Below are 25,161 nucleotides of genomic sequence, written 5' to 3' on the forward strand. Positions count from 1 at the left end.
CAGGCAATGGCACATCGTGGACGGCCGAAAACATTTGATAAGGAAACCGCACTCGATGCGGCCATGTTGTTGTTTTGGAATCGAGGGTTTGAGCAGACTTGTGTCGACGATCTGGCGTCTGCCATGGGAATACAAACCTCAAGTCTCTATGCCACATTCGGCGACAAAGAGGCACTGTTTCTGGAAGCGGTAGAGCATTACCGCACAGGTCGAGGCAGTGTTTTTGATGATGCCATCATCGCGGGCAAGACGGCAAAAGAGGGTTTTGAGAATCTGTTTGCCGTGACAGCCCGGGAACTCACGCGCAAAGATCAGCCCAGCGGTTGCATGTTGTGCCTAGCACTGCCCACATGTTCTCCCAGGTTCGAGCATCTGCAGCAGGAGTTGGATCGGCTTCGGGCGCTTTCCGATACAGTTCTATTGAAAAAGCTGGAAGAAGCTGTACGGAACAAAGAGATTCCAAAATCAACGGATATTCGTCTGCTCGTCTCCTTCTTTAGAACCGCACTTCTCGGAATGTCTCTGCAGGCACGTGCTGGAGCAAGCAAAGAAATTCTACTTGGAATTGGACGATTGACGCTTCAGGCGTGGCCCAGCAAACCATCGGCCAAGGCATGAAACGCTGTCGCGTAGTCATACCTTGGCCGATCAATCAACATGAGACAATCTCTACAGTGCCAAGCCTCCGGAAACTTCAATCCGCTGGCCGTTGACCCAGCGATTCTCATCCGAGAGCAGCGCCGCAATCATGGGGCCGATGTCGTCTGGTACGCCTGCGCGGCCAAGCGCCGTAAAGCCGGCAACCATCTTGTTCACCTCCGGATTATCGCGCACCATGCCTTCACTGAAATCCGTTTCAATAGCCCCGGGAGCCACGGCATTTGCCGTGATCCTGCGCGGTCCGAGTTCCTTGGCCATGTAGCGGGTCAGCACCTCGACGGCTCCTTTGGCTGCTCCATAGGCGGAACTGCCAGGCAATGCAACGCGTGCCAGCCCTGATGAGATGTTTACGATACGTCCTCCATCATTCATTAACGGAAGTAGCTTCTGCGTCAGAAAGAAAACACCCTTGACGTGCACACTGAAGACCGCGTCAAATTGGGCCTCCGTTGTTTCCGTAAGGCTAGCATGGAGTGAGTTCCCGGCATTGTTTACGAGATAGTCGAAGCGCTCAACGCCCCATCCTGCAAGCGTTTTTCGCACTTCGTCAGCAAATGCGTCAAAGCTGCTGATCTCGCCCGTATCCAGACGAAATGCCGCCGCCTTCCGCCCCAAAGATTCAGCCTCATGAACGAGCTTCTCGGCTTCGTCCTGTTTTGCGCGGTAGGTAAAAAGAACGTCCACGCCATGTTTCAAAAGATTAATAGCCGTATTGCGGCCCAGACCTCGGCTTCCGCCGGTGATGATGGCAATTTTGTTGGCCATGCTTTGTACTCCTGTATCTGCTTCAAGGTTAATTAGTAGCGCATGTTTTTTAGATCGGTGATGAGCATCGGTCCTGTAGGCTCCCAGCCTAATCGCGCGCGGGTTTTGGCGCTGGAAGCTGAAAGGTCCCATTCAGCGAATAGCGCGAGCCAGCCGAAATGTGCTGGAGCCTCTTCCGGGGCAATCGAAACCGCAGGCAGATGCATGCCGTGTCCAATCGTCTCGGCAATTTCGCGTGCTGAGACACCTTCTTCGGCCACCGCATGATAGCGCACATTGCCCTCGCCCTTCCCTAGCGCCAGGCAGAACAGATGCGCCGCGTCCAGACGATGAACCGCAGACCAGCGATTGAGTCCGTCTCCTATGTAAGCGACTACACCCTTTTCGCGGGCAACCTGAATTGCATAGCTGACAAGCCCCTGCTTTACCGTGTCATGAACCTGTGGCAACCTCACCACAGCCACACGTACACCCTTTGCCGCAACCGCATCGGCAGCTTCTTCCGATGCACGATGAGCGATTGTCGAACTGAGCGGCGGATCGTCTTCGGTAGCCGCAGCATTCGGATCGGCCTTCGCCACGGCGGTTCCGGCAGTTACGATCAGCAGCTTGCCAGAACCGGCAAGTTCCTCGCCTATCGCATCAATGGCCAGCCTGTCGATCTCACAGTTCTGCTTAAACTTGGAAAAGTCGTGAATAAAGGCGGTGTGGATGACCGCATCTGCTGCAGCCGCTCCGCTGCGCAGGCTTGCTAGGTCTTCCAGATCGCCTCGATGCACCTCGGCTCCGGTTGCGACAACTGACTGTGCGCCGGCCTCGCTGCGCGCCAGCCCAAGCACCTGATGCCCCAAGCCGATCAACTCCTTGACGACAGCCGAGCCAATAAATCCCGTGGCTCCTGTAACAAAAACTCGCATGGATTACTCCTTTGCATAGAGCTTCGATTTTTTTATTGATACGACCCTATTGCGAAAAATAGCTGTATGTTCAGCGTTTTTGATTGACCACTGCATCGAGAGCGACCAGCACTTCTGTAGGGATTTGCAGTGTGGCCGCCTGAAGATTCTCGCGAAGATGCTGAAGGGAAGATGTTCCTGGAATCACCAGGATGTTTGGCGAGCGCTGCAGAAGCCATGCCAATGCGACCTGCATCGGCGTGGCGTTGAGGAGCGAGGCCATATTCGACAAAGCATCGGATTGCAACGGAGAAAATCCGCCCAGAGGAAAGAATGGAACGTATGCGATGCCGTCTTTGGCAAGCTCTTCGAGCAATGCATCGTCGGTACGATGCGCCAGGTTGTAATGATTCTGTATGCAGACGATTGGGACGATGCGTCTCGCTTCCGCAATTTGCGTGGGCGTGACGTTGCTCAGTCCTATATGTCGAATCATCCCCTTTTGCTGTAGTTCGGCCAGAACAGTTAGCGGCGCTTCGATGGAACCTTCCGCCGGCTGACCGACATTCAACATGATGCGCAGATTGACGACATCGAGCACATCCAAACCGAGATTGCGCAGATTGCTGTGCACTGCAGCCGTCAATTCCTCTCGGCTTGAAGCCGGAACCCACGATCCATCTTCGCCGCGTAGGGCGCCAACCTTGGTTACAATGACCAGTCCTTCGCGATAGGGCGAGAGCGCCTTGCGCAGGATCTGGTTGGTGACGTATGGCCCATAAAAATCGGCAGTATCGATATGGTTGACGCCGCTTGCGACAGCTTCCTGCAAGAGCGCAATCGCCCCCTCAACATCGCGAGGAGGCCCCCAAACCAATTTACTGCCCTCTCTGCCGGCAAGCTGCATAGCCCCGTAGCCCATGCGATTTACGTTGAGCGAACTGCTCGGTAGGGTAAAGTTGCCAGCCAAACCCGTTTGTTGCGACATCGTAATTCCTCCCAGAATCGCTGTTTTTGAAGATTTCCATTGGCCGGAATTGACGAAAGAATGCCGATTCCGCTAAAAACGGAGAAAGCCTCCGAATGAATAGATAAACGGAGATACCCTCCGGATTCAAGTTTTTTGTGTGATTATGACGAATCGATCAAAACCCGTCTCTAGAAAGCCGCGCGCGGATGCGCAGCGGAACCGCGAGCGCATTCTGGAAGTGGCCAAAGATGCCTTTACGCATTCCGGCGCAGATGCCAGCCTGGACGAAATCGCCAAACAGGCCGGGGTTGGAGCCGGAACTCTCTATCGCCACTTCCCAACCCGCGACGCACTGATCGAAGCTGTTTACCGGAGCGAGGTTGAGAAGTTGGCTGCGGCAGAGCGCAAATTTGCCGAAAGCATGGAGCCGATTGAGGCTTTGCGTGCATGGATGCTGCTGTTTGTCGATCATCTGGCCGCCAAGCGGATCATCGCACCAGCACTCAACAGCGTTGCCGGAGGTCCGGCAAAGATCTACGAGGGGTCGCACGGTCTGGTTCAAGGAGCCATCGATGCACTGGTCAAGCGCGCCGTTGGAAGCGGCGAACTTCAACCGGATATTGTCCCCTTTGATCTGCTTCGCGCGCTCCTCGGCACTGCTTTTGTCGCTCCCGGGCCGGGTTGGCAACAGAGCGCCAGAAGACTCGTAGACATCCTCATCGCCGGTTCACGAGCCGCTATAGCAAAATCAGGGATGCCATACCCGCAAGCCACAGGTCCAAAGTTACCGTGACCATCAGGAAACGGCAACCTTGCATGATGTTTCTGGGGCTATCTTTCTTGATTTTTCTCTAAGTAGACGGCGTCAGTATTGTGCCAGAAATTGCGATCCCAACGGCTTTCTCAATCTGCATGACGCCCAGTACAAGCTCCATGGCTACGCCAGCAGACATATCTCTTCTGCCACGTCTTCCTGCTGCAAGGACTGCCCGCAACATTCGGCAAATATTCTTCATCTAGGGCATTCTGGATTGCAGCTTGACCTTTCTCCCATCCACAATAAAATTTCCATAGCCCTGATGATGGATGGTCCTGGGATCATTCTGTTCCGGATCGATCCACGCCTTCACCACCTCTAGCACAAAGAGATTGTATGAGCGAACAAGCCGCGTATCGACGACTCGGCATTCAAGATTTGCAAAGCATTCTTCGACCAGCGGTGCGCTCACCTGTTTGGCTGTTAGTGGAGTCAGACTAAACTTCTTGAACTTGTCCACATCTCGCCCTGAGCAGTTCCCTACTTTCACAACCTTGCGTGCTAATCTATGAGATGGAATGGCTATTACACATTCTTTGCTAGAACGCAGCGCTGTGAAGTTGTAATTGGCATTGCTCACAATACAGGCAACCAGTGGAGGCGTGAATTCCACCATCATGTGCCAGGACATTGCCATGAGATTGGCCTGTCCTTTGCGCATGGTAGTCAACAAAACCACAGGTCCAGGCTCAAGCAGTTGATAAACCTTGGATAAAGGAAAGCTCTTCATCGTCAAGCTCCTTCCACTTTTGTCCTATAGCATGGCATGCAGAAGAGCAACCGCATGCTACTTCAAGAACCCGCGCGCACATTCCCTTTCATCGTACGCCTGACTTCGATATATACCTCAGACCTTCATCTTGAAGCTGCCTCCTCCCTCAAAATCGCAAAGAGCCTCCCACAACACAGGCGAAGTGCGCTACCATGCATTTTATACAGGAAAGACATGCTCAGGACTGACGGCTCTTCGAAAAGCACCCCGACGCACACCACGCCCATGAAGCGTCTGAGCGCCACCCGCCGCACAACGATTCTCAAAGCGCTCTCGGATCCGCGCCGATTTCAGCTTTTAGAGCAGATTGCCAAAACCTGCAAACCATTGAGTTGTGCGCAGGCGCGTGCTGTCCTACCCATCGCTCCCGCCACACTCTCCCATCACATCAAGGAACTGGAAGCCGCTGGTCTGATTGAAGTTCACCATGAGGGGAAATATCATTTCCTGAGTTTAAAGCCGGATGCAATCAATAGCCTCATCAGTACACTCGCCCGGCTCAAAGAAAAATAACCTGTGGCATCTTCTCAATTTCACAATCATTCTGAATCCATTCCTATGACTCTCTAATCAATTCGATAGTCGTCGAATTGTCGCACGAATGACTTCGCGACCAAGGAGCGATTCATGAGTCCGATACAGAATGAGAGTCTTCAAGGAAAAGTGGCGCTCGTCACAGGCGCATCCAAAGGCATTGGCGCAGCCATCGCACAGGAACTGGCGGCACGCGGCGCATCTGTCGCCGTCAACTATTCCAGCAGTAAAGCTGGTGCCGACAAAGTTGTTGACTCCCTTCGTGCTGCAGGTGGAAAGGCCATTGCCATCCAGGCAAATGTGGCAGATCCAAGCAGCATCGCACCTATGATCGAGAGTATCGTCAAGCAGCTTGGTCCGATCGATATCTTGGTGAATAATGCCGGCATCTACGAATTTGCCCCGCTTGAAGGAATTACCCCAGAACACTTCCACAAGCAATTCAACATTAATGTTCTTGGCCTGTTGCTTGTGACGCAAGCAGCAGTCGCTCACTTCAATCCGAAAGGCGGAAGCATCATCAACATTGGCTCTGTTGCAGCATCAGGTTTTGCCAATATTGCTGTTTATGGGTAAGCGTCATCTGACGACCGTCTTGTGTGACGCGGGATTCTGACCGACGATGACAGAGTGAGCGAAGTCATCGAAGGTGATAGCAAGCCAGCTGCGTCGAAGCGCATCCACCGTTCGGCAGAGGAGAAGCGCCGCATCGTGGAGGCGACCTTTGCGCCGGGCACGTCGATTGCCCGCGTGGCGCGTGAGCACGGCGTGAACTCCAACCAGGTTTTTCAGTGGCGCTACGAGTATCGCAAGGGCATTCTTGACAGCGGTCCGAAGCCTCGTGCGAAGTTGTTGCCGGTCGTGGTTGAAGAGGCAGCATCAAGCAACATAGAAGTAGCAGCAGTGCCACCTGTGCATGAGAACACTGCGATCCGCATTGAGTTTTCAGGCGGCATTTCTATTCAGATCAGCGCAGAGACAGACATGCATTTGCTGCGCGCGGTCGTGGAGATGCTGCGCTCGTGATCGATCTTCCTCCTGGCACGCACATCTGGATCGCTGCAGGCTTTACCGACATGCGGCGCGGATTTCTCGGCCTCAGCACGATGGTCGAGACTGTGCTCAAGCAGGCTCCATACTCTGGACACGTCTTCGTCTTTCGCGGCAAGCGCGGTGATCTGATCAAGGTTCTCTGGTTCGATGGCGACGGGCTGTGCCTGCTGCAGAAGCGTCTTGAACGTGGACGATTTGTTTGGCCGCAAGCCGCAGAGGGAACGGTGTCGCTCACACGAGCGCAGTTATCGATGTTACTCGAAGGCATTGATTGGCGGCAGCCTGCGCGTACATGGCAACCGCCGATGGCCGGTTAGACAGCGATCTTTTCATCGCTTTCTTCGACGCGTTTATGGCATACTTTTTGCGATGGCAGATGCGCTCAGCCCTGTTGTTGCCGATCTAAATTCGCTTGATCGCGAAGCGCTGATTGCATTGCTCATCGCAGAGCGCGAGAAGCGCATCAGCAGCGACAGCGAGATCGAACATCTCAAGCTGGTCATTGCCAAGTTGCAGCGGATGCTCTTCGGCAAGAAGAGCGAGAAGGTCGCACACGAACTCGAACAGCTTGAGCTCAAGCTCGAAGAACTTGAGACGCGCGAGTCGGAAGTCATCGCTGCACGCCCACAGTCACAACCCACTTCACCTAAAGCGAAGTCCGCACGTCGTCCGCTGCCTGAGCAGCTGCCGCGCGAAGTGCATACACATCTGCCGCCGGAACAAGCGTGCCCGGAGTGTGGCGGAGCGTTGCACAAGCTCGGCGAAGATGTCGCGGAGATTCTTGAGCGCGTGCCTGCAACGTATAAAGTCATCCGTCACGTGCGCGTGAAGATGGCCTGCGCGAAGTGCGATTGCATTGTGCAGGCTCCTGCGCCGTCAAGGCCGATCGAGCGCGGCATTGCTGGTCCTGCATTGCTGGCGCATGTGCTGATCGCGAAGTTCTGCGACCATCTGCCACTTTATCGACAGTCGGAGATCTTCGCTCGTGAAGGCATCGAACTCGATCGTTCGACACTGGCCGACTGGGTCGGCCACGCCAGTCATCTGTTGGCGCCACTCGTCGATGCCACACGCAAGCACGTGCTCGAGGCGGGCAAGATTCATGCAGACGACACACCGATTCCCGTGCTTGCTCCAGGCACAGGTAAAACCAAAACCGCGCGGTTATGGACCTATGTACGCGATGACCGCCCGGCCGCTTCTGATGCGCCTGCTGCCATCTGGTTCGCGTACACGCCCGACCGAAAGGGCGAGCATCCGCGCCAGCATCTGAGCAACTTCAGAGGCACATTGCAGGCAGATGGCTACGCTGGATTTCATCACCTTTATGAAGGCGGCAAGATTCATGAGGCCGCGTGTTGGGCTCATGTTCGGCGCAAGTTTTATGACATTCAGGTGGCAACCAACTCCGTGATGGCCGCTGAAGCAGTCGAGCGCATCGGTGCACTCTATGTCATCGAGAGCGACGTGCGCGGCAAGCCTCCTGACCTTCGCCAGCAAGTGCGCCAGTCACGCAGTCGACCGCTCGCGGACGAACTTCATGATTGGCTCAACAAGATGCTGACACGTTTGTCGCCGAAGTCCGACACGGCCCTGGCGATTCGCTATGCGCTCGCGCGATGGCGTGCGCTTACGCGCTATCTCGACGATGGCACAATCGAGATCGACAACTCCGCGGCCGAAAGAGCCCTGCGCGCGGTCGCGCTTGGTCGTAAGAATTATCTGTTTTGTGGATCGGATGCTGGCGGTCACTCCACCGCTGCGATCTATTCGTTGATCGGCACAGCCAAGCTCAACGGCGTTGAGCCGGAACTCTATCTGCAGCGCGTCCTCGAAAAGATTCCAGATTGGCCTATCTCGCGCATCTCCGAACTTCTGCCCTGGAACTTCTCGGAATCTCTGACCAATCCCGCCTGATCTCATGTGTCCACTTAAAAATACGTGGACACTTGAGATCTCGATTCACAAGATGAGCTCCCGCGCAATACGGCCTGTGGATGACGCTTACGGTTATGGAGCCACAAAGGGTGCTGTAGACTCAATCACCGGATCGCTTGCCAAGGAGCTTGGCGCAAAGAAAATTCGCGTCAATGCCTTAAATCCTGGAATGATTGAAACCGAAGGCGCACAAGCCGCCGGCATTCTTGGAAGCGACTTCCAGAAGCAGGCCGAGGCTGCAACCCCATTGGGGCGCATCGGCCAGCCCATCGACATCGCCACCGCAGCAGCTTTTCTTGCATCCTCCGATGCCGGATGGATCTCTGGTCAAACCATCTACGCCTCTGGTGGCTACATCGGTTGATTCTTACTTTGCAACGATACGCCACACGCTTCGTGAGCCGTCGTCCGTTACGTAAAGGTCTCCGTTAAGACCAACCGCAACGCCAACGGGACGGCCCCAAACCTGACCATCCTGCGTCACAAAACCAGTGAGGAAGTCTTCATAGCTTCCTTCGGCTTTGCCGTTGTGCATCGGGATGCGAATCACTTCGTAGCCAGCGCGCCGGGCACGATTCCAGGAACCGTGCTCGGCAACAAATGCATCCCCAACATATTTCTTGGGAAAGGATCCCCCTGCAGGATAAAAAGTCATCTCTAACGAAGCCATGTGAGGCTGAACAATCACATCGGGAGTAATTACCTTTGTCGCGAGATCAACGTGCCTGCAATCTTTTGCCTGCTCTGCTGTCAACGCAGAAGCCTGCGGATTTGGCCCAGTTCCATTGGCGCACGGCAGCGGAAGACGCGGATCCTTATGGCCGCCCATATAGTACCAGGGCCAGCCATAGAAACCATCTTCCTGCACGGAGGTGACGTAATCAGGAACCAGGTGATTGCCAAGATCATCCCGCTCATTTGTCGAGCACCACAACTTCCCTGTCGCAGGGTTGATCGCCTCTCCAACACAATTGCGTAGTCCATAGGCATAGACCTTGATGAACCTGCCTTCGGGAGTGTACTCGAGAATGTCTGCCCGGTGAAATTCGCGCGGATGCGTATCCACGTCATCGACGTTCGAACCAGAACCGACAGAAACGAACATCCGCCGACTGTCTTTACTGAAGACCACATCGCGAGTCCAATGTCCACCACCTGTAAGCTGCGCATAGCCGGGTATGTCCGGAACGACTGTCTCAGCTGAAGCACGTGCATGTAGATCGCCTTGCTGGTATGGAATGCGTTGAATTGTGGTGGTATTTGCAATATAGATATATTTCGGATTTTTAGTCGGATAGAACGCGATGCCAAAGGGATGATCCATGCCTGTAGCAAATTTTTCTATCTGTGTTGCCTTTCCATCAGACCCAATACCACGCAGTACGAAGACGACACCAGCTCCGGAATCCGCAAGGAAGAGATCGCCATTGGGCGCGGAACGAATCAGACGAGGCATAGTGAACGTCCCATTACCCGTCTGCATCTTTTCTTTGTTATCCGCACGTTGCATGGGAGAAGAATCGCCTCCCGCATACAGCGTTACCGTAAATCCGGCAGGAGCAATCGGCCATGCATTCGCTGGACGCGGCACAAGATGCGCGGTATTGTTTACGGACTCTTCAGGCTTGGGCTCTGGCAGATCAGCCAGTGTAATCCGGTGTCGTGCACCAGGCTGCTGCTGATCCCAGTCTATAAAAGCTGATTGTCCAGTAATTGCCTGCTGCGCCAGTGCATATAGAAAAAGGATCTGTACCACAGCCCTCAAAAAGAAAGTGCGCATAGTCGGTGTTCTCCAGTTTGAAAATGAGAACTTGACAACGTGCGTCAACCTTGCCTACAAGCCTAGCATTCCATCTTCAGTCAGTGAAAGCGCTATAAGAAATATATTTTCTCAGTGACGATACACTTCCTGCTCACGGCAACTCTCATTTGGCAATCCACATGCACTATTCAATTTCAACCCGTACGTGCAGCTACTGCATTCTTACGACCTGCGTCTGCTTCATGTGTCTTTATCTAACGTGCATCCATCAAGTAAGGTGTAATTTAGGCAAATGTTATTCCTCGGTTTTTCTCGTCATATAAGCCATCTATTAGGGAGCCTCTGCACAACCCACGATTTTGCGGTGTAATTACAATGCAATGGGTTCGGAAGCAGTTATAGCCAGAATTGCGGGTTCAGTTGCATCCAGGCGCGGGCTCTACGTGGTTGTTTTTTGTCTCTGGAGGCCGTTTTCCGGCCTCCAGAGACACTACGCCCCCAGCGCGACCAGCCGTTTGCGATTTTGGTAAAGGTTAACCAGGGCAAAGGCCGCGCAAAGCCACTCGTGGTTCTTCCTTAAGCCACGATAGCGCACCTTGGTAAATCCAAAAACGCGCTTCAGAATGCGGAAACACCACTCCACCTTCGATCTAACTCTGGCCTTGGTCGTATTTTTGCGCTTGGCTTCTTCGTCTACATAATTTTTGAACTTGGTGCGGCGGCTGGTCATATCTTGCGCCCCGGGCGCGGCCGCATGAATTGCCTCGGTTTGTCCTTGATAGCCTGCGTCTCCCCAGACTTTCTTCTCTGCGCCGTGCAGTAAGTCAGGCAGCATATGTTTGTCCGCCACGCTGGCCGCAGAGGTGCAGACTGAGTGCACAATGCCCGACTTGCTATCAACGCCAAGGTGCGCTTTCGCGCCGAAGTACCATTGCTGTCCCTTCCTGGTCTGGTGCATCTGAGGATCGCGCTTGCCGGTCGAGTTCTTCGTCGAACTCGGAGCGTTGATAATCGTTGCATCCACGATGGTTCCCGTGCCGATGCGAATGCCCCGGCTGGCTAGAAAGTGGTTCACCGTATCGAGTATCTGGCCGCATAACTCATGTTCTTCGAGCAGGTGGCGGAAGCGCAGAATGGTGCTTTCATCGGGCGCGGAGGCACGGCCCAGATCAACTCCGGCGAAGCGCCGCAACGCGGGCGAATCATAGAAAGCTTCTTCCATTCCGGGGTCTGAAAAACCAAACCACTGCTGCAAGAAGTACGTGCGGAGCATGATCGACAAGCCTGCTGGTTGGCGGCCGTTGCCAGCCTTGGGATAATGAGGCTCAACCAGCGCCAATAACTCCGCCCACGGCACCACTTGCTCCATCTGATCCAGAAAAAGCTCCCGCTTGCCCTTGCGACCATACTGCTCAAAACTCGCTTGTGACGCCAGTGTTTGGTGCCGCATCGCCCTTGCCCTCTACTTATCATTTTATCCAAGCAGAATGCAGTATTGGGACTTGTGCAGAGTCTCCTTAGATGGATAGATTGCTTTCCATCACTCTGGGCAATATTACTGTTTCCCAGACCTGCGATTGCAACTCATCCAACCTGCCAAAGGAGCAACATCAATGCTGGTATCCATCGTTTATGACAGCCATTACGGTCACACCGCCAAGCAGGCAAATGCCGTCGCAAAAGGTGTTCGCCGCGTACCCGGAGTGGAGTGCAAACTCTTCGCCGTTGCAGATGGCCCAATATCCTGGGAAGAGTTCGAACAGAGTGATGCAATCATCTTTGGGTCGCCGACCTATAACGGCAATCTGACTGCTCGCCTCAAGCAATTCTTTGAAGACTCTACTCAGCCCGTGTGGCGCGGCATGAAATGGCGCAACAAGATTGCTGCTGGATTTACCTATTCTGGTGCACTCAACGGCGACAAGATGGGAACACTGATCAGCATGGCTCTGTTTGCAGCACAGAACGGCATGATATGGGTAGGTCTTGACCTGTTCCCAGGCAATAGCGCCAAAGTTGGCGTAGCCAACGAACTCAATCGCCTTGGCAGTTGGCTTGGCGCTATGGGCCAGTCGAACTCGAGCGAGGGAGAGAATCCGGCAGATGTCGAAAGCGATATGAATACTGCGGCTTATCTTGGTGAGCGAGTTGCCAAGTTGGCCAAGCAATTTCAAGCAGGCTTGCAGATTTGATCCGTAAGCATCGTCTGACGACCGTCTGTGCATCGGTCGTTTTCGGGCAGACGGTTGCAGAGTGAACGAAGTTATCGAGAATGCACCCCTGCCCGAAGTGCCGAAGCGGATCCATCGCAGTGCGGACGAGAAGCGACGCATTGTTAAAGTGGCGATGGCACGGCTGCGCAACTTTACGCCCTCGGTGGCGGCGCAGGGGCAATCAGTCTCGGATAGAATGCGCTGATTCTCGACGGGCCTGGCCAGTCTGGAGCCTATCTGCGGGATAGCTCGTTGCTCTATCGGCCTGACTGGGAAGTACCAAGCAGAAAGCCGTCGTCGACTTTCTGCTTGCATGCCCCGAGGTGGATGCTTCACGTCTGGCGCTCACTGCCTACAGCTTTGGCGGCTATCTCGGCACGCGGGCGGTGGTATTTGAGAAGCGCATCTCCGCATATGCAGCAGGGTACATCCTGTCGGACGGGCATCAGGTCTTCACTAAGGCGCTTGGTCTGGGGGACGAATTTCTGAACGGTCCGCAAGACCAGCCGCTCACGGACCATCAGAGCTGGGGAATCTACGAAGTCATGCCACGCTTCTGCTTCCACAGCGGCGTCAAGGATGTGCCTGCATTCCTGGAGCGGATGAAAGCCTTCAACCTGAATGGGCTTGAGGATCAAATCACCTGCCCGGTCTTGAATCTCTCCACAACAAGTGAAGGCTGGACCATGTATGGCCAAAGCAAGTCGTTCTTCAACAAGCTGAAGAACTCAAAGAATCGTTTCGTGTTGAACGGTTCCGAACTCGGCGCCGAGCATCATTACCTGCTCGGCAACGTCAGTCTTCTCGAACAGTTGCAATTCGACTGGATTGATGAGGTCTTTGATCTTTGAATATCGGGATAGCGTCGTCGTGACAGTCAGTTGAACTGCCATGACGACGCTATCGAAGGGCGCTGAAGGCCTATACAGCTAGCTATTTTAGTGACTTGCCATTGCTTTGTTGAAGTTCTCGAAGAAGCTATTGAATGCCTCACCCTTGAAGTCACCCGCAAAACGCAGCGGATAAACATTCTTGACGAGGATTTCCTTGGCTTCTGGTTGCGTCGAGAGAATCTCCATGACCTCAGCGATGAAATCAGCCAATGGCATTGCCCTCGGATCGTTAGCCTGGTGCTCGCCCATCAACTCCGTTTGAACGTAGGGAGGCGCCAGTTCCAGAACCTCGACCGAAGTATCCCGGAGTTGGTAGCGCAGAGAAATTGACCATGAGTGGATCGCGGCCTTGGTTGCACAGTAAGTTGGTGTAAGAGCCAGCGGGGTGAATGCCAAGCCTGAAGATACATTGATAACCGTGGCCTGTGCCTGCTGCTTCAGGTGCGGCAGCAATGCGGCCGTCAGCTGCAGCGGCGCGGTGAAGTTGGTTGCGATGGTGGCGTCGATCACTGAAGGATCGGGGGCGTTGAGCAGATCTTCCGTCTGCATGATGCCTGCCATGTTCAGCAGCACGTTTAGAGAGGGAAACTTCGACGTGATTTCCGCAGCGAAGCTCTTCAGCTTGGCCGGGTCCTGAACGTCGAGAATTTCGAAGGCCATGCCGGGGTTTGCAGCGACAACCGCTTCCAGGACATTCTTGCGGCGTCCCGCGATGATGACCTTGTTGCCGAGTTTGTGGAAGGCTTCGGCGAGACCGCGACCGATGCCAGATCCGCCGCCAGTGATCAGGATGGTGTTGTTTCCCTTGGGATTCATTGCTATTGACTCCTTCTTTGCTTACTATAGGAGAGTGACGCTCTGAAAGGAAGAGCGCACTTCTTGGTTTGATACTCACTAAATGGTTAGAAATGCGAAAAATCGGGTTAAAACTGTGACAAATAATTCTGCGGAGCTGCGTTTTCAATCCGTGGACGGTGCCGTGTCCTCTCCAGAGATCGACAGGCTGGTCGAGGAGATTATCGGCCGCATCGCAGACAAGTGGACAATGCTCCTACTGGAGGCGTTGGCGCAGAACGGTGTTGTTCGCTTCAGTGAGTTGGCAAAACTGGTCAGCGGCATCAGCCAGAAGATGCTGACGCAAACGCTACGCCAGATGGAGGCGGACGGATTCGTCACGCGCACGGTGTATGCTGTTGTTCCACCGCGCGTGGAGTATGCATTGACGCCTTTGGGAGAAAGTCTCGGCGCGGCCTTTTGTGGTGTGTGGGAATGGGCAGAGACGAACTACGCAGAGTTGGAGCGACAGCGGGCAGCGTACCGGAAACGGATGGGGATAGAGAGTTGACCCAGCCCCATGCTGTCGTAATGACGAGAAACAACAACGCGGAAGGTCTGTTTAGGGTTTTGCCGTATGAACCATGATGGTGTAACCGTCTGGATCGCAAAACACAAAAAATTGCCGAATGGTCCATCAGCAGGAGCCAGCACAATTGTCACGCCAGCTTCCACCAACTGCTCAAGCACGGTATCCGCATCGGTCGCGGCCATCCAGAGCAAGACGCCCCAGCCAAGCTTGCTGGTTGCATCCAGGTCAACCATCGGGGTACGGATCGCGAACGGGATGGGACATGTAGAGAAGACGATCGCCCCTGGAGGGGGTTGGGCAAGGGGTCAGTCCTACTTTCTCGATATAGAATGCTCTGGATGCCTCAAGATCACGCACTTGGAGAACAAGAAAGGGCCTGTCAGTTCCACGGGTTGGCGGGTATTGCGAGAAGATGTCATGGACCTTATATCAAGGGGGAGGTAATTTATACGCAAGGCAAATCTGCTGGAGCATTCGATGTCAGAGCGTTTGGGTTACGTGCTCAAACGAGCACAGCATGCGTTGTGCACGAACATAGACAATCAGCTCAATCCCTTAGGATTGACCACGGCACAGTACAATCCGCTCTTCGCTGTTGCAGTGGAACGGGGGATATCTAGAGCGTTTCTCCAATAGGTGTAGCCCTTTGTAGATCGTGCACGGTGGCTTTTTCTTGAGAAAAAGCCACTCAGCGGCAATGGCTTCGGTGTACAGCAATAGGAGAACCGCTCTAATGCCTCCCTGGCAGCATGGCGTTTATGACCATGCAAAGCATGCAAGGCATAGTCGCTAACCTGGAAAAGTAGGGCTTGCTCCTCAGGGTTCCGCACCCAACTCATGGCCGTATCAGGCAAAGCGAGCTGACGCGCCAAGGCGCTGAGATCTTAGCAAGAGCACACAAGGTGCTCCTCGGGATCGAAAAAAATGACTGCGGGACTTAGTGAGGAAGAAGTTGAGATGTTGCAGTGTGCTCTGCTTCAGTGCGCCGAGAACATGCAAGCCACTCCGCAGCGATCGTCGCCGACCATAGAACGCCGCAGCGTGCAAAAGATCTGAAGGACTAGTTGTCCAGAATGGGCGCTTCAAACGAGCTGCACAATGGCCCTAGATACAGCCTTACTTCGATGGAAGGTGGCTGCGGCCCCAAAGCACAATGCCGTTGTTCGCAAGGATAGGTCCTGGCAAACGCCGATCAGGCCGGGGATCGGGTTGGGCCGATAGTTTGCTGGAAACCCGGATGCTGGGTGACATTTCGAGGACTGATCCGACTGCCGTTTCCTAAAGCAGTCTGAATGACTGCATAATGCATTTGCAGCATTTTTTGCACTACTCCGCACAGTAGAATGCTGAGCATGGGCACAATGCCTGCATATTTTGCCTCTCATCTCGGCACAAATTTCTGGTTTCCACTTTTTGTGATCGCCGTTTTGGAAGGGATTGCCATCCATACTTGGAGGTTCCGCGAGGAGCCGGGTGCCCGCTCGCTGGTATATGGCCAGTTGTGCAAGGGGGTCTGGCTGCTCGCGTTGCTCTGCGGCAGCCGCAGCACGGGCTTGACCGCCCTGACCGCATGGACGAATCTCTGTTGGATGGCGAGCTTGCTACTGCTCTTCGTCTCGTACAGATTCCTTGTGGAAATGAGCGGATTGGATCGCGAACTGCCCGCCTGGATTACCTATCTCATGGGCGGAACGGTGGGTATCCTCTGGCTGATCATCCTAACCAATGGCTGGCATGGCTGGCTCTGGAAGATCATCTGGACAGACGGGGATGTGGCGCGGTTATTGCCCGGTTCAGGCCGCCAACTGCCCAAGATTGCCGGCTATTTGATGGGCTTCATTACGACGGGCCTCTGCATACGCTGGCTGAGAAGCAGCACGGGCCTGCGCCGTCGTCAGGCGAGGCTGATTCTGCTGGCAAGCCTGCTCTCCTGGTTCGGACATGTGCTGACCTTCCTGCCGGGATGCGGCATTCTGGCGCCGCTTCCGTTGTCTTTTCTTCTGTCCAGCACGGTCACGGCCTGGGCCTTTCATCGCTGGCGCATGTACGGAATCATCCCTCTGGCTCAGGAAGTCGTAGTCAAGAATATGATCGACGGCCTCATGGTCGTAGATGACAGAGAGAACATCGTATCGTTGAACTCCACAGCCCGGGCGGTCTTCACGAACATTGTGGAGGGGGTTCCATTTCAGACTGCTGTTAAGCTATGGCCCGCGCTTGCTGATCTGGAAAACGAAGATGGCGTGACCGTCAGGGAGGTATGCTTTGGCGTTGAAAAATACGGTCGCACGTTTTGGGTGACGATGACTCCGTTGCTGAATTCGACCGGTAACCGGCTGGGACGGGTGCTGCTCTTCAAAGACGTGACGCAGGAGCGGCAACAGCAGGCACAGATCCTGGAGCAGCAGAAAGCGATTTCGACGATGATGGAGCGTCAGCGTCTGGGAAGGAATTGCACGATGGCCCCGGTCAGATCTGGAGCTTCCTTTCCATGCAGACGCAGGCGGCGCGAACCTCCATCGCAAAACAACGATATGAACAAGCGGATCAGCGCCTGGAGCGCATCGTCCAGGTAGTGAAGGAAGCGCATCTGGGAATGCGCGAATCCATTACGGGGTTGCAGACGGTTGTCTCCGACAAACGCGATTTCCTGCAGGCGTTGGAAACACAACTGGAGTGGTACAGACGCCATTGTGAGATCGAGGCCGGGCTGGAGGTGCGCTGTGCGTGGGCTGCGGAGATGCTTTCGCCCGTCATGGAGGCGCAGGCGCTGCGGATCATTCAGGAGGCGCTCTCCAATGTGCGCAAGTATGCTCAGGCCAGACGGGTACGGGTCGTTCTTTCGCAGGAAGCGCAGACACAGAAGTTTCTCGTCGAGGACGATGGTTGCGGTTTCGATACGGAGCAATCGCAAGGGCTGACAGGCCATCATGGCCTAGCTATCATGCGCGAGCGGGCCGAAGAGATTGGCGCGCAACTGGTAATTGATTCCCAGCCAGGCACGGGCACCAGGATTTGTCTGCAACTGACCATTCCAGTGGAAAATGCCCAGACGGTATCATTGTCATCGGAGGATGCTACGCAATGAAAGTCTTGCTGGTCGATGACGATTCGCTCTTTCTTGAAGGGTTGCGCAACATTCTGGAAGACGGTGAGATCGAGGTGGTGGGTACGGCGACGAATGCGACGGATGCCATTGAACAAGCCCTGCGTCTGCTGCCGGAGGTGGTGCTGATGGACGTGCAAATGCCCGGGCAGAGCGGCATCGAAGCCACGTATTTTCTAAAATCCAAGATCCCGCAGATGAAGATTGTCATGATGACCGTCTCGGAGAACGATGATTTTCTTTTTGACGCAATCCTGGCTGGGGCCAGCGGCTACCTGCTCAAGGAGAATTCTGGTCGCAGCTTCGTGGCGGCACTGGAGGAAATTGCGCAAGGGCAAACCCCGCTTTCACCCGATCTGGCAGGTAAAATTCTGGTCGAGTTTGCCCGTCGCGAGCGGGAGCGGAATGCGGGGCAATCCGACGATAGAGCAACCTCGCCCGATGAAGCAACCCTGCCGTTGAGCAGTCGGCAGACAGAGATTCTGCGTCAAGTTGCCCAAGGAATGACATACAAAAAATCGCCCGTCTCCTGGGTCTGACCGAAGACACCATTAAATACCACATGAGAGAGATTACCGATCGCCTCCACCTGAGAAATCGCGCCCAGGTGATTGCCTTTGCCAGCAAGTTGGGGCCACAGTTCAGAACCAGTTAACAGGCTTCACAACAGACGCGCGGACCCAGGAAACATTCGATTTTCTGTTGAAAAATATTTCATCCTACTCCAAAGTGTAGGACTTCTCTTCTCTCGTCCTGCTAACTTCTAAACGAGTCTCATACGCGCAATCGCCAACAGCCGTTGCATTGCCGAGATCAATGTCTTGATCGCAACCAGGCCTGCCGGTCTCGCTTTCCTTTCCTCCGGCCAATGTCGAAGAGAAAGAAACGCTGTTCAGACATCCCCAATCAGCGTACGGGAGAGCTGTGTCCGCTTATGGGCAGCATTACGAAGTGATTCAGGAAAAGAGGGTATGCAAAATGTTAAAAGACAAATTGCTTGCGACCACGATGCCCAAGGTTGCGAAGACTAAAGCCAGCAAAGCCGCCCATGATTCCGCCAGGGGAAGTTGGCAGGGTCTGCTCTTTTTTCTGGCCTTTTGCGCCCTCTTGTTTGGCAGCGCGGCAGAGAGCGCGGCGCAGACGGCGTATTACAGCGGGGTCACCAAGACGGTCAAAACGCTGAGCGACATAACAGTCGCGGCCTTTAGCATGGCCATGGATGCGAACGGAAACATCTTCCTCACATTCGAAGGCAGCACGGTCTATGAAATCAAAGCGGTCGACGGAGTGGTTTCCAACTCTTCGACGGTGGTTCCGATCTCGACCGCATTTACCAGGGCCGAAGGCGTTGCCACAGACGCGAGTGGCAATGTTTACGTTACCGACTATAACTCCTACAACGTCAATGAAATCGCATTGGTCAACGGAGTGTATTCCAGCACGTTAACGCTCAGAGGTGTTGGATTAGCTGATCCCAGGGCGGTAGCAGTAAACGCAAGTGGCATCCTCATCGTTGGAGAAAACGAGATGGTCGGCGAGCTGCTTTCCGGCAGCACGCAACGGGAGGCACTCGGCAACTCTTTCGACTTCGGTACCCCTTTTGGTGTAGCGGTGGATTCCGGCAACAATGTTTTTGTTGCCGATGCCGATGATAATGTCGGGATTTATGAACTCAAAGCGAATAACGGAGGACTCTCCACCTTATCCACATCTGTCATTCAGATTGGAAGCGGATTCATCTCGGCAGGCAGCGTGGCGTTGGCTCCGGATGGCAGTGTCTTTGCTTCGGATTTAGGTGACACGTCCGGCAACTATCGAGGGGTGAGAAAGATCGTTCCGGATAATGGATCGTTCTCTACCGCCTCGAAGGTTTTAACGATGGGTAGCGGATTCAATTTTGCCACTGCTTTAGCCGCGGATAAAAAGGGCAATATTTTCGTTGTAGATTATAGTAGCTCGAGTGTTCCCTCGGTGAAAGAAATCGAAGCGGCAGCGGTGGATTTTGGCACGACGAGCGTAGGCAGCACCGGTGAGACGATTCTGGTTCCGTTTATCTTCACCAACACCACGGCGGCCAAGCTCAGCGGTTGGAATGTGGTCACGCAGGGGGCCACTGGCCTGGACTTTACCGAGGTAAGCGGCAGCACGACCTGCTCCACCTCTACCAGTTATTCAAGCGGTAATACCTGTTCGGTGGCGGTGCAGTTTTCGCCTAAATATCCTGGATCGCGCAGCGGCGCGGTGCAACTGCTGGACTCGACCGGCGCGGTGATTGCCACGGCCAATCTGCAGGGCATCGGTTCCGGTCCCCTCGTGGGCCTCACGCCGGGAACCATCACCACGGTGGCGGGTAATGGAACGAGCTGTTCGACTGCAACGAATACCTGCGGCGATGGCGGCGCGGCGACCAGCGCCAATCTCTATGTCCCATACGGTATAGCCATAGACGGCGCGGGCAATCTCTATATCTCCGACACTGCCGATCATCGCATTCGCAAGGTCGATGCAATCACACAATCGATCAGCACTGTGGTGGGCAGCGGACAACCATGTTCAGACGCCACGGGAACCTGCGGCGACGGCGGTGCTGCAACCAGCGCCCAGCTCAACAATCCCACGGGTATCGCTCTAGATAGCGCGGGCAATCTCTACATCGCCGACCATTTGAAGGTGGTCATCAACGTGGTCGCGCCAGAGAAGTCCATCGTTCCCTGGGCATGGGCCACGCCGGCAAACGAGAGTGCAATGAGGGTGGGAGCCATCGTGCGGATGGCCGACAAGCAGGTTGTACGGAGGGAGCTTGCCGTCCGCTGAATGGCGGGCGGTGCAGACTGCCGATTGCGAGCGGTGTCGAATCGGAGGAGACGGCGGAATCGATTCACTTTGCACCTCCGCTGACTTGGGCGTCAGCTATGGCGCAAAGTTAGGTCTGTTTTGGGTCCGCGTCCAATGCTTTTTAGGAATGCAGGTATTCCCGCCACGCATAGATCGATTTCTCGGGAGATTAGCAATTGTAATAGCGAGTCCTCAGCGATCAATCACCCGTTGGAGGACTACGTGTCCAGAGGTGTCAAACAGACCAATTTGCATTCGAGGTGCATGGCGGGTTGCAGCGTTGTTTGTTGGTAGAAGCGAAGACCTTGCTCCGGCAGATGAAAACCACGCTTCCCGCCTTCCCGCTCCAATACGGCCTGCTCGTGCCATAGCCGTTGAAATAGCGGGCTGAGATGGGTCAATTCATCAAGAAGGGCCTGCAGGGTCGGATCGAGTGGACGACGGCTGAAGTCAGCGCGAAACTCAGCCACCACGCGTCGTGCACGCTCCTGCCACGCATGGATCAATCGCTGTGCCTGCGGCGCAAGAAATATGTAGCGAAGCTGATTACGCTCGCTGCCTGCATCAAGCCAGGCAGAAAAGAGCATTTCGGCAGGGTGGTTCCAGGAGCGCACCGTCCAGGTGTAATCCAACAAATAGGCAGGTATATTCATCCGCTGTGGCAGATCTAACAGGTCATTCGGGATTTGCGTTTGCGGTATGGGCAAAGCTGCCGGATCGAACTTACCTGCCAAAGTAAACAGATAGGATCGCTCCGCAAGTGTCAGCGCAAGAACTTCAGCCAGTCTAGCCAAAGCCGCTGGTGATGCTGAAACAGCTCTGCCCTGTTCCAGCCATGTGATCCAGGTGGAGCTGACACCACAAGCCTCAGCGAGTTCCTCACGCCGCCAGCCAGGTGTACGTCTACGACGGGCGGTTGTCGTTGCCAAAGGCGTCAGCTTTTCACGGTGTGCGCGAAGAAATGCACCAAGGGCGTGGCTTGGAGTGTAATCAATCATACTGCTTTTTATACTAGGATAAATTGACATCTTGTACCAGTTTTAATTCGCCTCTACGCTGAAGGTATCCCACCTCTGGAGTATCCAAGAATGACGACCTATTCTCAGCAACAACTGATCGAACGCCAGTTTAGTCCGCACTCCGATGCGTACCTGCGCAGCGCTGTTCATGCCTCGGGTCCAGACCTCGTAGAGATGGAATGTATTCTCACGCCATTGCGCCCGGTACGCGCTCTGGATGTGGGCTGCGGCGGAGGCCATGCGTCCTACCTGCTGGCGCGTGTGGCTCAGGATGTGGTTGCATTTGACCTTTCTCCAGCTATGCTGCAAACAGTGGCTGACGAAGCTGATCGGCACGGTTTTCAGCACCTGCAAACCTGCGTTGGCGAAGTCTGTTCGCTGCCTTTTCCCGCAAACAGCTTCGATGTTGTAGTCACGCGCTATAGTGCCCATCATTGGGAGAATCTGCCTGCCGCGCTGGCTGAAATGCATCGTGTGCTGCGCCCTGGGGGCACTTTGCTGGTGAGCGATGTCGTTGCTCCTGCACATCCTCTTTCGGATACATGGCTACAGAGCCTGGAGTTGTTGCGCGATCCCTCTCATGTGCGCGATTACAGTGCGGCGGAATGGAAAACTAAACTGAAGGAAGCTGGATTTAGTCTGGGCACGGAGACACTGTACCGTGGTCGCCTGGATTTCACTGCGTGGATCGCTCGCATGAGCACTCCTCCGTTGCAAGTCGAAGCTATTCGTGCCCTGCAACAGTTGGCTCCTTCGCCAGTCTCGCAGCATTTTGATTTTGAAGCTGATGGCAGTTTCTGTATCGACACGATGCTGATACCTTGCGTGAGAGGTTGAGCTGGATTCCAAACACCTTGCATTGCCAAATCCTGCGTCGCTGTCAGCTTCCGTAGAACGGGATTCGGCACTCTTTGTGGCCTAATTACTCGATCACGCTAAGGCCAATTATCCAGACATTGTCTGGATAATTTTCAAGCCAGGATGGTCCCCCTCTGTGCGAGAAAGAATCGAGGCGACAGGAGCAAGCCTGCTCTATCTGCCGCCCTATTCGGCTCTGATTCGAGCGTAGAATCGGCAGGCATGAACCAGATAGCGCCGCGTATGCGGAAAAAGGGTATTCCTCCACTTTCAGCAATAGACTGGGGCTCGGCTGCTGCGTTTTGCGAGATCATGAGCAACACGGATACACTCTCGCTAGGACTATGTCAAAATTCTTCGGACGCTGAACAGGCGCGATGAAACACGAATTGGAACAACGGATTGTTGAACGTTGGCCTGGTTGGTTTGATGTGCATGGCTCCATTCAAAGCACGTTGATGCCATTTGGTTTTGAACATGGCGATGGCTGGTTCGATATTATCTGGCGTCTTTGTGAGCACTTGGAGCCGCTCGTTGCGCAGTTTGAACGAGAGAGCGGCCTTGAGTTTAAGGTTCTACAGGTCAAAGAGAAGTTTGGCGGATTGCGCTTTTACTCGAACTTTTCAGACGAGGCAATTTCCCATGTGATTCGCGACGCTGAAGCAGAGTCACTCAAAACTTGCGAGGAGTGTGGCAAGCCCGGCAAGCCGAATCGTGGAGGATGGATCAAAACCTGCTGTGCTGAGCATCGCCCTGAAGATGTTGAGGCTCAGGAATTCTGAAGTGATAGATCCCATCCAGAGACTGCGATTCGCGTAGAGGGGATTCCTTATTTACACCAACAACATACGTGTGACAGAAATGCCTATTCCAGACGTGCGTACCCCCTATCCTCGCCACATACTGCCTCTGGTCGCTCCATAAACGATGATAAATATGCGCCAGATTACGCCTTGGATGATGAAAAAATCACCTCGATGAGGTTTTTATGCTTTAATCGACACATTGGATTCGATGACGTTTATCGATGACCATAGCGGTTCAATGAGGTTTTGACATGGGCGATGAGAATTCCGCACGATTCTTCCCACGGTCGGTTGGCTTGTACCGGTTGATCGAAGAGCTTCAGCTCCAGGTTCCTGCGCCTGCGACACGTTCCGAGATTGTCGCGGGGGCCAGGAAAACCATCGCGGCAGACGGCGAAATTCTGGAACAGTACCCAAGGAACTACGCTCCCAAAGAACCTTTCGGCGATCTTCGCTTTGCCTTGCGCTATGAACCTGTCGCGCTGGACGTATACCTGGCAATCTTCCAGAGCATTGATACTCACCAATTGGAAGAGTGGATTCGCTCCGAACCCACCGGCATCTTCACGCGCCGCGCCTGGTACCTGTATGAGTTCTTGATGGAAAAGCAACTCGATGTGCCGGATGTCATCCCCTCCGGCTACATCGATCTTCTAGATCCCAAGATTCACATCACCGGGCCGCGCCGTCTCGTTCGCCGACAGCGCATCAATGACAATCTTCTCGGCACGGGCAAATACTCGCCACTTGTCCGCCGCACAGACACGCTGACAAGCTTTATGGACAAGGGGCTGGTCGAGGAGGCAAACGCCATCGTCAAAAGCTGCGATCCTGCCATCCTCGCGCGCGCCGTGCATTATCTGTTTACCAAGGAGACCAAATCCTCTTTCGCCATCGAAGGAGAAGAGCCGAGCAAGGACCGCACGGAACGCTTTGTAGCGGCGCTCATGAAGACCTCGGGCTTTGATGCCACAAGCAAGGACGCCTTCGTTCAACTGCAAAATGCCATCGTCGATCCTCGCTATGTGCAAAAGAACTGGCGCACGGCGCAGAACTTCGTCTCCCAAACACTCCCGGACTACAGCGAGGATGTGCATTTTGTCTGTCCGAAGCCGGAAGATGTTCCCAGCCTGATGGACGCATGGATGGAGATGGTCAGCCGTCTGAAGCTGCCAGTAGCCGTTAATCCTGTTGTTGCCGCCGCCGTTGCTGCCTTCGGGTTCGTCTTCCTGCATCCATTCGATGACGGCAACGGGCGCATTCACCGCTTCCTTGTCCATCACATTTTGTCAAAGCTCGACTTCACGCCACAGGGAATTCTCTTTCCCATCTCTGCGGCCATGCTGCGTGATCGGCTGGCCTACGATCAGGTTCTGGAGGGCTTCTCTGGTTCGATCATGCCGTTCATACAGTACGATCTCGACCTGGAATATGGAATGACCGTGAAGAACGACACGGCTCAACTCTATCGCTACTTCGATGCAACGGCCCAGGCTGAATACCTTTATCGGTGCATCGAAGAAACTGTCCACCACGATTTGCGGGACGAGATCGGATTTCTTGCTGTATTCGATGCAGCCCTTCACGCGACTCTCAATATCGTGGATATGCCGAATCGCCGGGCATCGCTGCTGGTGAGGCTGATCCTGCAAAACAAGGGGAAACTTTCCAAAGGGAAACGAGCTGTCTTTTCAGAGATAACCGATCAGGAGATCGATCGGATCGAAAAAGCCGTTTGGGGAGCTTGGCAGGAAAGCCGGCAAGATCAACTTCCAGACGAGCGCTGATCCAGGAACCCGTTATGAACGACAACTGAAACGAGATACGTTTTGCAACATGCGAACAGTAATTTGCACAATATAGGACAACTTACAAGAATGGACGAGCAACTCGGGGAT

Annotated in this window: 28 protein-coding genes; 20 read left to right on the plus strand and 8 right to left on the minus strand. The window is 54.3% G+C overall.

From position 1 onward, the window contains the following. Positions 1-6: 6 nt before the first annotated feature. The gene (locus tag ACOBR2_RS10880) at positions 7-618 is read left to right on the plus strand and encodes a TetR/AcrR family transcriptional regulator (RefSeq protein ID WP_420236141.1); all 612 of its coding nucleotides are present in this window, start codon (positions 7-9) and stop codon (positions 616-618) included. A gap of 51 nt (positions 619-669) precedes the next feature. Here ACOBR2_RS10880 and ACOBR2_RS10885 read toward each other — a convergent pair whose 3' ends face one another. The 3 genes from ACOBR2_RS10885 to ACOBR2_RS10895 form a co-directional block, all read right to left on the minus strand. Continuing rightward, positions 670-1,425, minus strand: a complete 756-nt coding sequence (locus ACOBR2_RS10885) for an SDR family NAD(P)-dependent oxidoreductase (RefSeq protein ID WP_420236142.1) — start codon at positions 1,423-1,425, stop codon at positions 670-672. 32 nt (positions 1,426-1,457) lie between these two features. Beyond that, positions 1,458-2,342 carry an SDR family oxidoreductase gene (locus ACOBR2_RS10890; protein WP_420236143.1) on the minus strand — a complete coding sequence of 295 codons (885 nt, stop codon included), beginning with the start codon at positions 2,340-2,342 and terminating at the stop codon, positions 1,458-1,460. A gap of 70 nt (positions 2,343-2,412) precedes the next feature. Next, complete coding sequence (locus ACOBR2_RS10895; protein ID WP_420236144.1) at positions 2,413-3,309, minus strand: aldo/keto reductase family oxidoreductase; 897 nt, start codon at positions 3,307-3,309, stop codon at positions 2,413-2,415. 145 nt (positions 3,310-3,454) lie between these two features. On the opposite strand from ACOBR2_RS10895, the gene ACOBR2_RS10900 reads away from it, so the two are divergent. Continuing rightward, the gene (locus ACOBR2_RS10900) at positions 3,455-4,084 is read left to right on the plus strand and encodes a TetR/AcrR family transcriptional regulator (protein ID WP_420236145.1); all 630 of its coding nucleotides are present in this window, start codon (positions 3,455-3,457) and stop codon (positions 4,082-4,084) included. Between the two features lie 223 nt (positions 4,085-4,307). On the opposite strand, the gene ACOBR2_RS10905 is transcribed toward ACOBR2_RS10900, so the two are convergent. Further along, entirely contained in the window at positions 4,308-4,838 is a 531-nt protein-coding gene (locus ACOBR2_RS10905) for a flavin reductase family protein (protein ID WP_420236146.1), read from the minus strand. 267 nt (positions 4,839-5,105) lie between these two features. On the opposite strand from ACOBR2_RS10905, the gene ACOBR2_RS10910 reads away from it, so the two are divergent. The 6 genes from ACOBR2_RS10910 (at position 5,106) to ACOBR2_RS10935 (ending at position 8,769) form a co-directional block, all read left to right on the plus strand. Continuing rightward, positions 5,106-5,393: an ArsR/SmtB family transcription factor gene (locus tag ACOBR2_RS10910; protein ID WP_420236147.1), complete on the plus strand. Its 288-nt coding sequence runs from the start codon at positions 5,106-5,108 to the stop codon at positions 5,391-5,393. Between the two features lie 114 nt (positions 5,394-5,507). After that, the gene (locus ACOBR2_RS10915) at positions 5,508-5,990 is read left to right on the plus strand and encodes an SDR family NAD(P)-dependent oxidoreductase (protein WP_420236148.1); all 483 of its coding nucleotides are present in this window, start codon (positions 5,508-5,510) and stop codon (positions 5,988-5,990) included. 54 nt (positions 5,991-6,044) lie between these two features. Further along, positions 6,045-6,440, plus strand: coding sequence for an IS66-like element accessory protein TnpA (gene tnpA, locus ACOBR2_RS10920; protein ID WP_420236149.1), 396 nt, complete (start codon positions 6,045-6,047; stop codon positions 6,438-6,440). Then, positions 6,437-6,784, plus strand: a complete 348-nt coding sequence (tnpB, locus tag ACOBR2_RS10925; protein WP_420236150.1) for an IS66 family insertion sequence element accessory protein TnpB — start codon at positions 6,437-6,439, stop codon at positions 6,782-6,784. Before tnpA ends, tnpB begins: the two co-directional genes overlap by 4 nt. 52 nt (positions 6,785-6,836) lie before the next feature. After that, positions 6,837-8,384, plus strand: coding sequence for an IS66 family transposase (gene tnpC, locus ACOBR2_RS10930; protein ID WP_420236151.1), 1,548 nt, complete (start codon positions 6,837-6,839; stop codon positions 8,382-8,384). A gap of 52 nt (positions 8,385-8,436) precedes the next feature. Then, positions 8,437-8,769 (plus strand): SDR family NAD(P)-dependent oxidoreductase, encoded by a 333-nt coding sequence (locus tag ACOBR2_RS10935; RefSeq protein WP_420236152.1) that lies wholly within the window; start codon positions 8,437-8,439, stop codon positions 8,767-8,769. A 3-nt stretch (positions 8,770-8,772) separates the two neighbouring features. Here ACOBR2_RS10935 and ACOBR2_RS10940 read toward each other — a convergent pair whose 3' ends face one another. Together ACOBR2_RS10940 and ACOBR2_RS10945 are read right to left on the minus strand one after the other, a co-directional pair. Next, complete coding sequence (locus ACOBR2_RS10940; RefSeq protein WP_420236153.1) at positions 8,773-10,185, minus strand: PQQ-dependent sugar dehydrogenase; 1,413 nt, start codon at positions 10,183-10,185, stop codon at positions 8,773-8,775. 472 nt (positions 10,186-10,657) lie between these two features. Next, positions 10,658-11,617: an IS5 family transposase gene (locus ACOBR2_RS10945; RefSeq protein WP_420236154.1), complete on the minus strand. Its 960-nt coding sequence runs from the start codon at positions 11,615-11,617 to the stop codon at positions 10,658-10,660. Positions 11,618-11,780: 163 nt separating this feature from the next. Here ACOBR2_RS10945 and ACOBR2_RS10950 point away from each other — a divergent pair, with 163 nt between their 5' ends. The 3 genes from ACOBR2_RS10950 to ACOBR2_RS10960 all read left to right on the plus strand — a co-directional run bounded on the left by ACOBR2_RS10950 (position 11,781) and on the right by ACOBR2_RS10960 (position 13,231). Further along, complete coding sequence (locus ACOBR2_RS10950; RefSeq protein WP_420236155.1) at positions 11,781-12,359, plus strand: flavodoxin family protein; 579 nt, start codon at positions 11,781-11,783, stop codon at positions 12,357-12,359. A gap of 61 nt (positions 12,360-12,420) precedes the next feature. Next, positions 12,421-12,585 (plus strand): hypothetical protein, encoded by a 165-nt coding sequence (locus tag ACOBR2_RS10955; RefSeq protein ID WP_420236156.1) that lies wholly within the window; start codon positions 12,421-12,423, stop codon positions 12,583-12,585. A 118-nt stretch (positions 12,586-12,703) separates the two neighbouring features. Further along, entirely contained in the window at positions 12,704-13,231 is a 528-nt protein-coding gene (locus ACOBR2_RS10960) for a hypothetical protein (RefSeq protein WP_420236157.1), read from the plus strand. A gap of 87 nt (positions 13,232-13,318) precedes the next feature. Here ACOBR2_RS10960 and ACOBR2_RS10965 read toward each other — a convergent pair whose 3' ends face one another. Continuing rightward, on the minus strand, positions 13,319-14,089 hold the full coding sequence (locus ACOBR2_RS10965) for an SDR family oxidoreductase (RefSeq protein WP_420236158.1): 771 nt from the start codon (positions 14,087-14,089) through the stop codon (positions 13,319-13,321). An 82-nt stretch (positions 14,090-14,171) separates the two neighbouring features. Here ACOBR2_RS10965 and ACOBR2_RS10970 point away from each other — a divergent pair, with 82 nt between their 5' ends. The 6 genes from ACOBR2_RS10970 (at position 14,172) to ACOBR2_RS10995 (ending at position 20,559) form a co-directional block, all read left to right on the plus strand. Next, the gene (locus ACOBR2_RS10970; protein WP_420236159.1) at positions 14,172-14,618 is read left to right on the plus strand and encodes a winged helix-turn-helix transcriptional regulator; all 447 of its coding nucleotides are present in this window, start codon (positions 14,172-14,174) and stop codon (positions 14,616-14,618) included. Positions 14,619-15,991: 1,373 nt separating this feature from the next. Further along, positions 15,992-17,215, plus strand: a complete 1,224-nt coding sequence (locus tag ACOBR2_RS10975; protein ID WP_420236160.1) for a histidine kinase N-terminal 7TM domain-containing protein — start codon at positions 15,992-15,994, stop codon at positions 17,213-17,215. Continuing rightward, positions 17,131-17,727, plus strand: coding sequence for a sensor histidine kinase (locus ACOBR2_RS10980; RefSeq protein WP_420236161.1), 597 nt, complete (start codon positions 17,131-17,133; stop codon positions 17,725-17,727). The genes ACOBR2_RS10975 and ACOBR2_RS10980 overlap by 85 nt, the downstream gene beginning before the upstream one ends. Then, positions 17,724-18,284: a response regulator gene (locus tag ACOBR2_RS10985; RefSeq protein ID WP_420236162.1), complete on the plus strand. Its 561-nt coding sequence runs from the start codon at positions 17,724-17,726 to the stop codon at positions 18,282-18,284. Before ACOBR2_RS10980 ends, ACOBR2_RS10985 begins: the two co-directional genes overlap by 4 nt. A 23-nt stretch (positions 18,285-18,307) precedes the next feature. Continuing rightward, positions 18,308-18,400, plus strand: a complete 93-nt coding sequence (locus ACOBR2_RS10990) for a hypothetical protein (protein ID WP_420236163.1) — start codon at positions 18,308-18,310, stop codon at positions 18,398-18,400. Between the two features lie 323 nt (positions 18,401-18,723). Then, positions 18,724-20,559: a hypothetical protein gene (locus ACOBR2_RS10995; RefSeq protein WP_420236164.1), complete on the plus strand. Its 1,836-nt coding sequence runs from the start codon at positions 18,724-18,726 to the stop codon at positions 20,557-20,559. A gap of 239 nt (positions 20,560-20,798) precedes the next feature. Here ACOBR2_RS10995 and ACOBR2_RS11000 read toward each other — a convergent pair whose 3' ends face one another. Continuing rightward, positions 20,799-21,608: a helix-turn-helix transcriptional regulator gene (locus tag ACOBR2_RS11000; RefSeq protein WP_420236165.1), complete on the minus strand. Its 810-nt coding sequence runs from the start codon at positions 21,606-21,608 to the stop codon at positions 20,799-20,801. Positions 21,609-21,668: 60 nt separating this feature from the next. On the opposite strand from ACOBR2_RS11000, the gene ACOBR2_RS11005 reads away from it, so the two are divergent. The 3 genes from ACOBR2_RS11005 to ACOBR2_RS11015 all read left to right on the plus strand — a co-directional run bounded on the left by ACOBR2_RS11005 (position 21,669) and on the right by ACOBR2_RS11015 (position 25,050). Next, positions 21,669-22,436, plus strand: coding sequence for a class I SAM-dependent methyltransferase (locus tag ACOBR2_RS11005; protein ID WP_420236166.1), 768 nt, complete (start codon positions 21,669-21,671; stop codon positions 22,434-22,436). A 398-nt stretch (positions 22,437-22,834) separates the two neighbouring features. Then, entirely contained in the window at positions 22,835-23,239 is a 405-nt protein-coding gene (locus ACOBR2_RS11010) for a hypothetical protein (protein WP_420236167.1), read from the plus strand. A 275-nt stretch (positions 23,240-23,514) separates the two neighbouring features. Then, complete coding sequence (locus ACOBR2_RS11015; RefSeq protein ID WP_420236168.1) at positions 23,515-25,050, plus strand: Fic family protein; 1,536 nt, start codon at positions 23,515-23,517, stop codon at positions 25,048-25,050. The last annotated feature ends 111 nt before the right edge of the window (positions 25,051-25,161 follow it).

The sequence above is a fragment of the Telmatobacter bradus genome (assembly GCF_048629425.1).
GTDB lineage: Bacteria > Acidobacteriota > Terriglobia > Terriglobales > Acidobacteriaceae > Telmatobacter > Telmatobacter bradus.

What these genes read in the sequence shown, in the direction of transcription:
- ACOBR2_RS10900 (WP_420236145.1), top strand. Translation starts at nt 3,455, where the DNA reads ATGACGAATCGATCAAAACCCGTCTCTAGAAAGCCGCGCGCGGATGCG.
- ACOBR2_RS10975 (WP_420236160.1), top strand. Translation starts at nt 15,992, where the DNA reads ATGGGCACAATGCCTGCATATTTTGCCTCTCATCTCGGCACAAATTTC.
- ACOBR2_RS11005 (WP_420236166.1), top strand. Translation starts at nt 21,669, where the DNA reads ATGACGACCTATTCTCAGCAACAACTGATCGAACGCCAGTTTAGTCCG.
- ACOBR2_RS10990 (WP_420236163.1), top strand. Translation starts at nt 18,308, where the DNA reads ATGAGAGAGATTACCGATCGCCTCCACCTGAGAAATCGCGCCCAGGTG.
- tnpC (WP_420236151.1), top strand. Translation starts at nt 6,837, where the DNA reads ATGGCAGATGCGCTCAGCCCTGTTGTTGCCGATCTAAATTCGCTTGAT.
- ACOBR2_RS10905 (WP_420236146.1), bottom strand. Translation starts at nt 4,838, where the DNA reads ATGAAGAGCTTTCCTTTATCCAAGGTTTATCAACTGCTTGAGCCTGGA.
- ACOBR2_RS10970 (WP_420236159.1), top strand. Translation starts at nt 14,172, where the DNA reads ATGGTTAGAAATGCGAAAAATCGGGTTAAAACTGTGACAAATAATTCT.
- ACOBR2_RS10980 (WP_420236161.1), top strand. Translation starts at nt 17,131, where the DNA reads ATGCAGACGCAGGCGGCGCGAACCTCCATCGCAAAACAACGATATGAA.
- ACOBR2_RS10890 (WP_420236143.1), bottom strand. Translation starts at nt 2,342, where the DNA reads ATGCGAGTTTTTGTTACAGGAGCCACGGGATTTATTGGCTCGGCTGTC.
- ACOBR2_RS10915 (WP_420236148.1), top strand. Translation starts at nt 5,508, where the DNA reads ATGAGTCCGATACAGAATGAGAGTCTTCAAGGAAAAGTGGCGCTCGTC.
- ACOBR2_RS10950 (WP_420236155.1), top strand. Translation starts at nt 11,781, where the DNA reads ATGCTGGTATCCATCGTTTATGACAGCCATTACGGTCACACCGCCAAG.
- ACOBR2_RS10965 (WP_420236158.1), bottom strand. Translation starts at nt 14,089, where the DNA reads ATGAATCCCAAGGGAAACAACACCATCCTGATCACTGGCGGCGGATCT.
- ACOBR2_RS10895 (WP_420236144.1), bottom strand. Translation starts at nt 3,309, where the DNA reads ATGTCGCAACAAACGGGTTTGGCTGGCAACTTTACCCTACCGAGCAGT.
- ACOBR2_RS11015 (WP_420236168.1), top strand. Translation starts at nt 23,515, where the DNA reads ATGGGCGATGAGAATTCCGCACGATTCTTCCCACGGTCGGTTGGCTTG.
- ACOBR2_RS10885 (WP_420236142.1), bottom strand. Translation starts at nt 1,425, where the DNA reads ATGGCCAACAAAATTGCCATCATCACCGGCGGAAGCCGAGGTCTGGGC.
- ACOBR2_RS11000 (WP_420236165.1), bottom strand. Translation starts at nt 21,608, where the DNA reads ATGTCAATTTATCCTAGTATAAAAAGCAGTATGATTGATTACACTCCA.
- ACOBR2_RS10985 (WP_420236162.1), top strand. Translation starts at nt 17,724, where the DNA reads ATGAAAGTCTTGCTGGTCGATGACGATTCGCTCTTTCTTGAAGGGTTG.
- ACOBR2_RS10910 (WP_420236147.1), top strand. Translation starts at nt 5,106, where the DNA reads ATGAAGCGTCTGAGCGCCACCCGCCGCACAACGATTCTCAAAGCGCTC.
- ACOBR2_RS10995 (WP_420236164.1), top strand. Translation starts at nt 18,724, where the DNA reads ATGTTAAAAGACAAATTGCTTGCGACCACGATGCCCAAGGTTGCGAAG.
- ACOBR2_RS10940 (WP_420236153.1), bottom strand. Translation starts at nt 10,185, where the DNA reads ATGCGCACTTTCTTTTTGAGGGCTGTGGTACAGATCCTTTTTCTATAT.
- ACOBR2_RS10880 (WP_420236141.1), top strand. Translation starts at nt 7, where the DNA reads ATGGCACATCGTGGACGGCCGAAAACATTTGATAAGGAAACCGCACTC.
- ACOBR2_RS11010 (WP_420236167.1), top strand. Translation starts at nt 22,835, where the DNA reads ATGAAACACGAATTGGAACAACGGATTGTTGAACGTTGGCCTGGTTGG.
- ACOBR2_RS10935 (WP_420236152.1), top strand. Translation starts at nt 8,437, where the DNA reads ATGAGCTCCCGCGCAATACGGCCTGTGGATGACGCTTACGGTTATGGA.
- ACOBR2_RS10945 (WP_420236154.1), bottom strand. Translation starts at nt 11,617, where the DNA reads ATGCGGCACCAAACACTGGCGTCACAAGCGAGTTTTGAGCAGTATGGT.